Here is an 11,705-nt window from a genome sequence, read left to right as displayed (position 1 = left end):
TGTTACATGTTAGTACGGACCACGTTAGCGTATAGCATGGTAATAAATGAAAGAAAAAGGGTTTAGGCATCGGCCAGGACGACAGTTCTTCTGGTTTCCAGCCACCATCCGATCAATAGTGCGGCTACGGATAGGGGGAGAGCGATCAATACAGGGTCGATGACCGTCCAGGGGAAGCTCAACACCGCATCGTTCCCGGTCACTAGATTGGCCAGACCTAGTTCCTTTGATTCCTTGACGTGCACGAAGGCGGTCCATACGAACCAGCTGATGGCGCCGACCACCAGGCTCATCTTCGCTGCCAACAAGGAAGGCTTCTTACAGAAGACACCCATGCTGTAGGCTGGCAGGAAGGCCGCCGCGCACAATCCCATGAACATGGCCGTGGCTCGGGCGATGATGTTCCCTGGCATGATGAAGGCCAGGACCAGACTTATCAGGATCATGATCGCCGTACCTATCTTGTTGACCTTGAGCTTGGACCTGTCCTCGTCACTGCCCCTCATCGATTCAGGCCAGATCTTGGATTTCCTTAGATGGACCCATATATCATGTCCCGCTGCCGACCCCATCACATGGAACAAAGAGCTCATGGTGGACATGGCCGCGGCCAACAAGGTCAGCATGAACAGCACCACCAACCAATCCGGCATGGCCGCATTGATGAACGTGGGAACGATGAGATCGATGTTGCCTCCGGCGACCGCTTGGGTGGCCAGAGCGCCATTGTGCTCCAGGAAGTACAGGTTGGTCAAAGGTCCCATGGTATAGGTGACCCCGGTGGTGATGAGGATGAACAACGCTCCGATAGGAATGGCCCGGTTCAGGGAACGACCGTCCTTGGCGGTCATGAAACGAACCGCCAGTTGTGGTTGGGCCAGCACTCCTATGCCTACTCCCAAGATGATGGTGGTGACCATGGTATACCATAGGGAAGACCCCAGTTCCGGGAACGAGGTCCAGCCGGTCATGCCGGCGTTAGCCAGTCCGCTGGGGACCAGGTGCGCTATGTTGGTCAGGTCTTGGAATGAGCCAAGACCTCCCAACGCGACCAAGGTCAGGATCATGATGGCGCTCATACCGAAGACCATGATGGCCCCCTGCAGAGCGTCAGTGTACATGACCGCCACCAATCCTCCCACGACCACATAGGCGGCGGTTATGCCGGTCAGACCGAGCACCGCCCACTCAAAGGGTATGCCCAAAGTGGTCTCGATGAAACGGGAGCCTCCGATGAGCACCGCCGAGGAATACAGTGGCATACCGATCAGGAGCATGATCGCGGTGCTGTACTGCATGAAACTGGATTTGTAAATCTTTCCTAAAAGGTCCGGGAAGGTCAAAGCTCCCAGCGCCTGACCTATCCTCCGGGTGGGTTTTCCAAAAAGGATGAATGCCAATAGCACTCCGATCCCGATGTTCAACACCGTCAACCAGATGATACCCATGCCCAATTGGGCGGCCACTCCTCCGAAACCGATTATGGCCGCGGTACTGATGAACGTGGCCCCGTACGATAACCCTAGGACGACTGGGTGGATGTTCCTGCCGGCCAGGAGGTAATCGGCACAGCATTTTGTCTTCTTATACCCCCGGTAGGCCAGATAAGCGGTCACCAGCATGTAGATGACAGTGAAGGACCACAGAATGGATTGATCGACCATCTCAGTCCACCTCCTCGTTCCACTTCCACCATCCGTAGATCACGGCAACGACCGTGAGCGCGATGGCGAACACATACCCCATCCAAATCCAGGGATCGTCTATTCCGAACATGATCGATAACCTCTCCCTTCGGTGACTAGCACCAGAAGGCATAACTCGCCCTGTTCAGGCGGTCTAGGGGCATTGATTGGATTCTATATAAATTGTTACATGTTAGTATGCCTCACACTAGCATGCTACATATTAGCAGGTCAGAACACTCGCTTGTCCACCACACGTTTGGCCTTGCCCTCGAAGCGCGGCAACGAGCCCGGCTCCACCAGCTCCACGGAGACACCCACGTTCAACGAGCCACGCAACTTGTGTGTGATCCTCTCCTTGATGGCATCCAGCTCGAACACTCGATCACCGAAGGCCTCTGGCCTCAGCTCGGCCCTCACCAATATGGTGTCTAGAGCGCCCTTCCGGTCCACCACGATCTGGAACTCGTTCCCCACTTCGGGATTGGTCAGCAGACAATGTTCGACCTGTGACGGGAAAACGTTGATCCCGCGTATGATGATCATATCGTCCACACGGCCCTGGATGCGACCGATGCGTGGATGCGTCCGACCGCAGGAGCAGACCTCCTCATGCAGAGTGGTGATGTCTCCCAGCCGGTATCGTATGATCGGTAAGGCCTCCTTCTGCAGCATGGTGATGACCAGTTCGCCCTTTTCCCCAGGCGCTACTGGCTCTTCGGTGACCGGGTCGATGATCTCGACCAGGGCGATATCGCTCCACACGTGTATTCCCTTCTGCTCGCTGCACTCGCACCATAGTGGTCCAGAGAGCTCGCTGGCACCGTAGATGTCTATGGCCCGGATGCCAAGCCACTCCTCCATGCGGTCCCGCATGCGCTGGGACCAGGGCTCAGCGCCCAATATGCCGAGGCGGAGCTTCGTGTCGTTCTTTATGGAAACGCCCATCTTTTCGGCCACCTCTCCCAAATGTAGGAGGTAGGAAGGGGTGGCTGCGATCGCGGTCACCCCCATGTCGCGTATGAGGTCGATCTGTCTCTCGGTGTTGCCAGTGGACGCAGGGACCACCGCGGCACCGACCTTCTCGGCGGCGTAGTGCAGGCCCAGCCCTCCGGAGAACAGCCCGTATGTGTAACTGACCTGCAAAACGTCATCGGTGCTGATCCCGGCGGAGACCAGTCCTCTGGCAACGGATTCAGACCAATTCTGTATGTCGTTCTGGGTATAGCCGACGATGGTAGGCTTCCCGGTCGTACCTGAGGAAGCGTGATATCGGACCACCTCCCTGGAGCTGGCCAGGAACAGTTTGTCCGGGTAGCCGTCCCGCAGGTCCTTCTTGGTCATGAACGGGAGCTTCGTAACGTCGGCCAGTGTTCGAACGTCCTCGGGCGTGACCCCCTTGTCAATCATCTTTTGGCGGTAGAAGGGGGAGAAGGTGTAGAGCTTGTAGACCAGCATCTTCAGCTGCTTGAGCTGCATTTCCTTTAGCTCGTTGACCGGCATGTCCTCGATCCTAGGATTCCAGTAGACCATTCTTCATCCCCTCGATCAAAATAGATACGGCTTTTCTAAGCCCAGCTCATTTGATGCGTTCCTCACAATAATGTTACGAGGCAACGTTCCGGCTGGCATGGCGTGCCTGGTGATAGCATGTAGCATATAATACATTTCTTAGACCAAGCTCGGTTCAATGGAAGGTGGTGTTGTCCAGCAGGCGCAACCCGCCCTTGAGCAGATTCTCAATGCCCTTTTCGATGTCCTCCACCCGTACGATCAGTACTGCGAATGGTGGATTGCGATATCCATACCCGTACTCGATGTTGACCTCCTTCATGTGGTCCGTAAGGTCGAACAGGCCGCCCGGCCTGTCCTCCATCTGGATGGCCAGCACCTCGGTGAACTTGACGACGAAACCTTCTTTGGTCAGCATGTCCCGGGCCGCCTCTGGGCGATCGACCAGTACGCGAATGACGCCATAGCCAGCACCCTCAGCGATGCTGAAGCCCAAAATGTTTATCTTCCCTTCCTTCAGCACATTGGCCACCGCCCCCAGGCGGTTGGGCCGGTTCTCCGAGAAAATGGAAAGTTGCTTGATCCTGTACTTATCGGTATCCGTCATCAGTATTCCCTCTTGTCCACCACTCTTTTGGCCTTACCTTCGAATCGGGGAAGGGTGCCAGGCTGTACCAGCTCAACTTTGGCCGATACGTTCAGCGTCCCCTTCAGCCGGTTGGATATCCTTTCTCGCAGGGCGTTGAGCTCGATGATGTTGTCCGTGAAGGCCTCAGGTTTCAGCTCCACACGCACCAGCATGCTGTCCATATGCCCCTTGCGGTCCACAACGAGCTGGAACTCGTTGCCCAGCTCGGGGTGTTGCATCAATGAATGCTCCACTTGCGAGGGGAATACATTGATCCCGCGAATAATAATCATATCGTCCACCCGGCCTTGTATCCTGTTGATGCGCGGGTGCGTCCGGCCGCAGGCACAGACCTCATCGTTGAGAGTGGTTATGTCGCCCATACGGTATCGGACGATGGGCAGCGCCTCCTTCTGCAGCATGGTTATGACCATCTCCCCTCTCTCCCCCGGTCCCAAAGGCTCACCGGTGTCAGGATCGACGATCTCCACCAATGCCAGATCTCCCCAGATGTGTATCCCCTGCTGTTCTGAACATTCTGAAAACAGCGGTCCGGAAAGTTCGCTGGCCCCATAGCAGTTTATGCCCTTGACGCCCATGGTCTCGTAGATGCGATCGCGCATACGATCGCTCCACGGCTCCGCACCCAGAAGTCCGATGCGTAGTTTGGTGTCCTTCTTGATATCGATGCCCATCTTGGCAGCCACCTCTCCCAGGTACATAAGGTAGGAGGGAGTGGCGGCAATGGCCGTGACCTCCAGATCACGTATGAGCTCGATCTGTCTCTCGGTGTTGCCGGTGGACGCCGGCACCACCACCGCCCCCATCTTCTCGATGGCGTAGTGGAATCCCAGCCCTCCGGAGAACAGTCCATAGGTATTGCTGACCTGGATGATATCGTCCTTTCCTAGGCCTACGGAGGTCATGGCCCGGGCCAACGATTCTGACCAGTTCTCCAGATCATTGCGGGTATAGCCGACGATGGTAGGCTTCCCAGTGGTACCTGAGGAAGCGTGGTAGCGTATGAGCTCGCTACGATCGCACATGAACAATTTGTTCGGGTAGCCATCCCGCAGGTCCTTCTTGGTCATGAACGGAAGCTTCTTCACATCAGCCAACGTTTTGATGTCGCTCGGCATCACTCCCGCCGCCCTCATGCGCTCGTGATAGAAGGGAGAGAAGTCGTACATCTTGTTGGTCTGTAACTTTAGCAACTTCAATTGGAGACGGTCCAACTGGGCACGTGGCATCTCCTCGATATTGGGGTTCCAACTTTTCAAATCAAATCCTCCCTGGATGGCATCTGAGGTCATCAGGACTATTCACGGCCGGTCACTGCTCCCGCGAAGCGTGTAGGGTGATAGCATGGCGCTTATATATTCTATCTCGGATGACCGCCCTGCATGCTGGGAAAGGTGGACAGATCGCCTTCTCAACCAAAGCGCCCACCAGTGACCGTCTTTGCCAGGTCCAGGCCGGATATGATCCTGGTGGCGGGCCAAGCGGCGATCAGGCCCAATAGGAAGGTCATTCCCACGATCACCCCGTACCCGTACCAATCTGCCGGGTGCAGTATGGTGCGGTACAGGGGAAAGAAGGTGCGAAAGCTCTCATTGAGCCCCTCCATCACCCCAAATAATAGGGGTATGGCCATCAGTGAGCCCAAGGTCACCAGTAGGACCACCTCCAGGTACACGCTGCGGCCTACGTCCCTCCGTTGATATCCAAGTGCCCTTAACTGTCCGTACTCCACCCTCCGCTCCAGTACGCTCACGTATACAATGTTGGAAATAGCTATGGCCGATATTAGCACCGAGATCAGGCCGAAAATGTATAGCACCTCGTTATAGCTGGACATCATGTCCAGCATGCCCGATTCCAGGCTGTTCCTTTCTTGAATATCGGCTACGATCGGTGAGGCCAGTAGGGAGGCCTTGACCGCGTCGAGCTCCCCCTCCTCAACCAAGAGGTACGCTCCGCTGTACACCTGGCCATCGGACAGGGCCTCGGCCACCGAACCATCAAAGAAGATCTGACCTATGGAATCAAAGGTCACCCCTACAACGGTCACCTCGGTCAGTCCCCTGGAGGTCGATAGAGATAATCGGTCCCCAACCCCCAGCGAGGTATCTTTGTTGAACAAGAAGGACACCATGGCCTCCCCCGGAGAATCGGGGGCGATGCCTTGGCTGAGCGAAAAACGATGGAGGTCCTGTTCCCAGTCCAGACCAATTGCGACGGCAGTTCCGTTCTCTTCCGCCACCCAATCCACGGCCATACGGGCCACAGGGACCACTTGGAGCACTCCTGGTCCACCCAGCCCCTCGGCGGTGAAGCGGTCGACTGGATAGGCGAGATCGGTCATCAGGTCCCATCCTTCCCCCTCCTCCACCGTAGCTACGATGGAGTTCTGAAAGCTAGCTATCATAAGGAAGCTCATGCTCCCCATGACCACAGAGAAGGACACCGCCAGGACCAACAGGGAGGTCCGGCCTTTTTGCCGGGTCATCTTTCGGACGGCGTACAATAACATGTAATTGGCCCTGCGGGGCTTGGAGATCCTGCCCCGACCCTTGGTCCTCTTCCCTACCAGTCCCGCCCCCTTGATGGCCTGTTCTGGCTCCATTCGCAACGTTCCCCAGACAGCAATCAGGCTGGCCAGGACCGCGGTGAGAGGGCCGAAGAGGCCACCGATTATGAAATATGAAGGTTCCAGGACGATCTTTGCTGACGGGGCGCTGAACATTAATTCCACGTAGTAATCCGACAGTGCCTGGCCTATAGGCAGGCTCAAAGCCAGGCCCAATAGGGAACTGATGCCCCCTACCAGCAAGGCCAAGTAAAGATAGGAGAGCAGGATGTTCATTCGTCCGTAACCCAGGGCGCGCAGGATACCTATCTCCCTGCGCTGTTCCTGCACCATGCGGGCGAAGGATGAATAGACCACGAAGAAGGCCACAATCAATATGAGGCCGGCGATGACCCCCATGAAGGAGTCTCCTTGCCCAAGGTCCTCCTTGATCAATGCGTATCCATAAATATCCTCCTGGTGCAACTTGAAGAGAATGGTCTCACTGGCCAAGGCCAGATCGATCATTGCCTCTGCCCCCTGGTCATCGAGAAGGAAGACGAACTCATTGGCCGTATCTGTCCCTAGGCTGAAGCTGTCTTGCAGCCAGGTCATGGGTAGGTAGACCACGACCAAGTTACCCGGGACCGGATTGATCGACTGTGGATTGATGGGCAGGAAGAGGAACTCCGGGGAGTTGACCAGGCCAACGACCTCAAGTTCGCTCCATCCCCCTTCGGTCAGGATCGAAACGCTGTCCCCCAGGGCGATCCCAGCCTTTTTTGCGGACCCTTTCTCCAATACTGCCTCTCCAGGACCTTCGAACCAGCGTCCTTGGGTGAACTCAAGTTTGTTTATTCCCGGTGGGGCGTCGGTATCCAGGCCGATAAGCGTGGCGGCCATCTCTTTTTCTGCCAAGATCCTGGATGCTAAGTTCAACCGCGCCTCCGCCGCCTCAACTCCATTGATGCCTTCTAGATCATCCAGAATTTCAGTGGAAGCGAATCCCGTACGGATGATCAGGTCGTTCAGGTTCAACGCATCCACTCTCAGTTCTAGAGACTCCTCGGCGGATGGCATCATGGTCCCCATCCCCACGTACATCGAGACGGCTAGAAGTATCAGCAACCCCGCTCCAATGGCACGGAATCCCATCCGGCGTAGCTCCCGGTTCATTTTTCGGTACAGGTACCGGTTCATCGACCTGCCCCCGGCCCGGATATCCGCTCGATCCTGCCGGAACGCAAATACAATGTCTTATCGGCGAACTCCGCGGCCTCGGCCCAGTGGGTGACAGCGATGACCGTGGTACCGGTCTCTCTGTTCATGTTCCGCAGTAATGCCCAGACGGTCTCCCCGGTCTCAGCATCCAAATTGCCGGTGGGTTCGTCGGCTATAAGCAGTTCCGGTTGGCTTGCCACTGCCCTGGCTACCGAGACCCTCTGCTGCTCCCCTCCTGAAAGTTGGTCTGGGAATTTGCTCTCCATGTCCTCCAACCCCACCATTTTCAGGTATCTAATGGACCGTTCCCTCAGTTCCATGGGGTCTTTTATCTTCAGGGCTAGCCCGATCTCCACGTTCTCGAGAACAGTGAGGGTGGGGAATAGATTGAAGAACTGGAAGACGAAACCGACGGAATCCGCCCGAAATCTGGTGGCCTGGGTGTCGGTCATGGCGCTGATGTCCTTACCAGCCACCCGAACCTGGCCAGAGGTGGGGCTGACCAGTCCCGAGATTATGTTCAGCAGGGTGGTCTTGCCTGAGCCACTGGGGCCAAGCACGACCACGAAGCTACCCCGCTCGATGCTCAGGCTGACTCCGTTGACCGCTCTTACCGCCCGTTCCCCGTTACGGTACTCCTTGACCACGTTCTCCAATACTACTATCTCTTCCATGGCTGATTATTGATATACTACTGGAGAATTAAAATACCACTCGGCCCTCTCAAAATTTCTTGCGAGGGTATTGCCCTTCGAGATACCGGTCCTTAAGTCTCTGATAGCTCAGGGCGCTCCTTTCGGCCTTTTCCCTGATACTGCTGTCGTTATGCCGAACGACCTTTCCCGGCAGTCCCATCACTACCGATCGAGGTGGAATGACGGACATGCTGGTCACCAAGGCATTGGCCCCGACGATGCACTCATCCCCGATGATGGCACCGTCAAGTATCGTAGAATTGATGCCAATTATGCAGCGGTCGCCCACGATGGCGCCGTTGATGACCGCTCCATGGCCTATGGTCACGAACTTGCCAATGACAGTTGGAAAATCAGGGCCGGTATGCAACACTGCACCCTCCTGAACGTTGCTACCCGCCCCCACGCGTATGCTGCTGGCATCGCCACGAAGAACCGCTGTAGGCCAGATAGAGACCCCTTCTTCCAGCTCAACATCACCGATTATAACCGCGGTGGGGTCTACGTAGACCTTACGCTCGACCATAGGTTAGAGAGTGACTTGAAAAGATAAAACGTTGGCCTTACTTCTCGGCCGGTTTGGGAGCAGAGCCGGGGCGCCTCGCGGTCACCCTCTTGGGGAAGTATTTCAAGAGAACGATATCTCCGATGGCCTGTATCCAGCGGAAGGGTACGTTGACTGCCTTGGAGTCCTCCACCAGCAAGGGATTGGACTCGCTGACGAAGAGCCCGTCAACCTTACGGTTCTCCACGTCGATCACCAAATTGTTCACATTGCCCAGGAACACTCCGTTGGGCGTGTACACCTGCATCCCTATAAGTTCAGAAGCCTCCTCTAACATTGGCACTCCCTGGTCGGATATCGCAATCTTCTATTAAAAAGATTATCGGAAGCTTGGCTCGGATAGGCGCTTGATATCCACGGGCAAGCAGTTATGAGCGAAGCATGTCATCGCGCATAGCGGGACAGAGATGCGGAAACGGGGCTCGGCATTATTGGTAGTGCTAGTGGCAGTGATGCTGCTAGCCATATCGGGATGGGCCTTGGAGGGTGGCCTGAGGGTCCCGGAGATATTTCCGGATGAAGGGGTCCAGGACGACCCTGACGTTCAGGGTAATATGACCGTACATTTCATCGATGTGGGTCAGGGCGACTCCGTTCTCATCATCACCCCCGATGGGAAGAACGTGCTGATCGACGCCGGTGGCACCTATGCCCCGTCAGATCTGACAAGGTACATCAGTGATCATGGTATCGAGGTCCTCGACGCACTGGTCATCACCCACCCGCACGCAGACCATTTGAGCTATGCGGACGATGTGCTCGAAGCCTTCGATGTACGCAGCGTCTACCACCCCGGCATGGACTATGACTCGGTCGGCTACCAAAGGTTCCTGGCGGCGGCAGAGGCGGAAGGTTGCCCCGTGTACACTGACATGGAATTGGATGTTGGTGACGAACTGAACATAAGCGTGGCGGTCACCTTCCAGGTCCTCTGGTTGGATTCTCAGGCGGAAAACGCCAACGATGCCAGTATCGTGCTCAAGGTCACCTATGGAGAGAACGACCTGCTGTTCACCGGTGATATCGAGAACAACATCGAATCGATCATCCTTCATGATCAGCGATACGATCTGGACATAGATGTACTGAAGGTATCCCATCATGGGAGCGACACCTCTACGACCCAAGAGTTCCTATCGGCGACAACCCCCGAGTTCGGTTTCATCTCCGTGGAGGAGGGGAACAGCTACGGCCACCCCCACTCCTCGGTGCTGAACAGGTTGGAGAGCAATTCCGTGCAGTACTTCACTACAATGGAGGAGGGAAGCATGATGATACGTTGCGATGGTGAGAACATATGGTTGATGTTCTGATCTTTCAATGGTCGATCGTTTTCCACCTTGCAGCTATGGGGTGGGAAAAAGATGTTCTGCAACCCAGAAGGATTGTGATAAAGGTTATATACAGATGAACCTCAATACGGTTTTGTAGTAACAATGCACAACCGATTTGAGAGGTCTCTAGATGAGCGATGATGAACTCACTGAGATCAGGAGACGAAAGTTAGAGGCATTGATGGGAGAAAATAACGATAAAGGAGTGAAGAAATTGTCCGGAGTCACTGAGGTCAAGGATAGCAATTTCGAGGAATTCATCAAGAGCGCGCCCATAATCATCATTGACTGTTGGGCTCCTTGGTGCGGTCCCTGCCGCATGCTAGCTCCGATAGTGGAGCAATTGGCGGCGGAGCTCGAGGGAAAGATCAAGTTCGGAAAAATGAACACCGACGAAAACGAAAACACTCCAATGAAGTTCAACATCACGGCAATTCCCACCATGCTGGTCTTCAAGAACGGGGTTCAGGCCGATCGTATCGTTGGTGCGGGAAACAAGGACTTCATGCGACAGAAGTTCTCGAAGTACCTGTGATCAATCGATCGAGCGCCCAAACCTCTTAAGCAAACCGTTTATCCTCACACTTTCATTTTACGGGGGGTTAGAATGGATTACGACGTTATTATCATCGGTACCGGCCCGGCAGGATTGCAGGCGGCCATACACGCTTCAAGGAAGAAGGTCAAGGTCTGTGTTCTCGGGAAGATCGAGAACAGCGCTCTTCAGAAGGCAGATGTCGAGAACTATTTCGGGGCTCGCCCTATCAAAGGCCGCGAAATGCTGCAGATCGGTCTCGAAGCCGCCCGGGAGTTCGGCGCCGATCTATTGTCAGAAGATATCCTTACAATAGAAATGATCGAGGAAGGGTTCAAGATCAAGACCGATTCCCTTAAGGAAATGACCACGAAGGCACTGGTGCTGGCACCGGGCATCTCCCGTAAGAAATTGAAGGTGGAGGGGGAAACGGAGTTCCATGGCCTGGGTGTAAGTTATTGCGCCTCCTGCGACTGCAACTTCTTCAAGAAGAGGACCGTGGCCGTTGTGGGCGACGCCAGCATGGCCGCCTCCGCGGCCCTCTTGCTCCGGGAATATGCTGCCAAGGTCTACTGGGTGGCCAAGGAGTTCAAGGCCTCTCCTCAGCTAATGGAAAGGGTCAAGGCCACCGATATCGAGATGGTGAAAGCCTGGCCGTCCCGGATCCACGGGAACGAAGTGGTCAAGGGGATGCTACTGGACGACGGTCGGGACCTGGTGTTGGACGGTGTGTTCATCGAGCTTGGGGCCAAAGGGGTCACCGAGCTGGCCATGGAGGTGAACATCTTCCCGGACGAGAAGGGTTACATCACCGTGGACCGTTCCTGCGCCACCGAGACGCCGGGGGTGTTCGCTTGCGGTGACGTGACCGGACTTCCCTGGCAGCTGGCGAAGGCAGTGGGCGAGGGATGCGTAGCAGGTCTGGCCGCGGCCGCCTACGTAAAGAAGGAAAGTGAGTGAT

At 55.6% G+C, this 11,705-nt stretch carries 11 protein-coding genes; 3 read left to right on the top strand and 8 right to left on the bottom strand.

Translation table 11 applies throughout. The annotated features are described in order from the left end of the window. Positions 1-62 precede the first annotated feature (62 nt). The 8 genes from VMW85_07985 to VMW85_07950 all read right to left on the bottom strand — a co-directional run bounded on the left by VMW85_07985 (position 63) and on the right by VMW85_07950 (position 9,152). Positions 63-1,664 carry a sodium:solute symporter family protein gene (locus tag VMW85_07985; protein HUT27968.1) on the bottom strand — a complete coding sequence of 534 codons (1,602 nt, stop codon included), beginning with the start codon at positions 1,662-1,664 and terminating at the stop codon, positions 63-65. Positions 1,665-1,916: 252 nt separating this feature from the next. Then, positions 1,917-3,218 carry a phenylacetate--CoA ligase gene (locus VMW85_07980; GenBank protein ID HUT27967.1) on the bottom strand — a complete coding sequence of 434 codons (1,302 nt, stop codon included), beginning with the start codon at positions 3,216-3,218 and terminating at the stop codon, positions 1,917-1,919. A gap of 154 nt (positions 3,219-3,372) precedes the next feature. After that, a complete protein-coding gene (locus tag VMW85_07975; GenBank protein ID HUT27966.1) occupies positions 3,373-3,804 on the bottom strand; it encodes an acetolactate synthase in 432 nt (143 codons plus the stop codon). Next, on the bottom strand, positions 3,804-5,105 hold the full coding sequence (locus tag VMW85_07970; protein HUT27965.1) for a phenylacetate--CoA ligase: 1,302 nt from the start codon (positions 5,103-5,105) through the stop codon (positions 3,804-3,806). The genes VMW85_07975 and VMW85_07970 overlap by 1 nt, the downstream gene beginning before the upstream one ends. Positions 5,106-5,257: 152 nt before the next feature. After that, a complete protein-coding gene (locus VMW85_07965; protein ID HUT27964.1) occupies positions 5,258-7,594 on the bottom strand; it encodes an FtsX-like permease family protein in 2,337 nt (778 codons plus the stop codon). Further along, a complete protein-coding gene (locus VMW85_07960) occupies positions 7,591-8,289 on the bottom strand; it encodes an ABC transporter ATP-binding protein (protein ID HUT27963.1) in 699 nt (232 codons plus the stop codon). Before VMW85_07960 ends, VMW85_07965 begins: the two co-directional genes overlap by 4 nt. Positions 8,290-8,338: 49 nt before the next feature. Beyond that, positions 8,339-8,836 (bottom strand): gamma carbonic anhydrase family protein, encoded by a 498-nt coding sequence (locus tag VMW85_07955; GenBank protein HUT27962.1) that lies wholly within the window; start codon positions 8,834-8,836, stop codon positions 8,339-8,341. Between the two features lie 37 nt (positions 8,837-8,873). Then, positions 8,874-9,152 (bottom strand): PRC-barrel domain-containing protein, encoded by a 279-nt coding sequence (locus tag VMW85_07950; protein ID HUT27961.1) that lies wholly within the window; start codon positions 9,150-9,152, stop codon positions 8,874-8,876. Positions 9,153-9,282: 130 nt separating this feature from the next. Between VMW85_07950 and VMW85_07945 the strand changes: the two genes are divergently transcribed. The 3 genes from VMW85_07945 (at position 9,283) to VMW85_07935 (ending at position 11,704) form a co-directional block, all read left to right on the top strand. Then, complete coding sequence (locus tag VMW85_07945) at positions 9,283-10,188, top strand: MBL fold metallo-hydrolase (GenBank protein ID HUT27960.1); 906 nt, start codon at positions 9,283-9,285, stop codon at positions 10,186-10,188. Between the two features lie 151 nt (positions 10,189-10,339). Then, a complete protein-coding gene (gene trxA / locus VMW85_07940) occupies positions 10,340-10,744 on the top strand; it encodes a thioredoxin (protein HUT27959.1) in 405 nt (134 codons plus the stop codon). A 72-nt stretch (positions 10,745-10,816) separates the two neighbouring features. Beyond that, complete coding sequence (locus VMW85_07935; protein ID HUT27958.1) at positions 10,817-11,704, top strand: FAD-dependent oxidoreductase; 888 nt, start codon at positions 10,817-10,819, stop codon at positions 11,702-11,704. Position 11,705 lies beyond the last annotated feature (1 nt).

It is taken from the genome of Methanomassiliicoccales archaeon, assembly GCA_035527755.1.
Classification (GTDB): domain Archaea; phylum Thermoplasmatota; class Thermoplasmata; order Methanomassiliicoccales; family UBA472; genus UBA472.
This window is presented reverse-complemented; position numbering and strand designations above follow the sequence as displayed.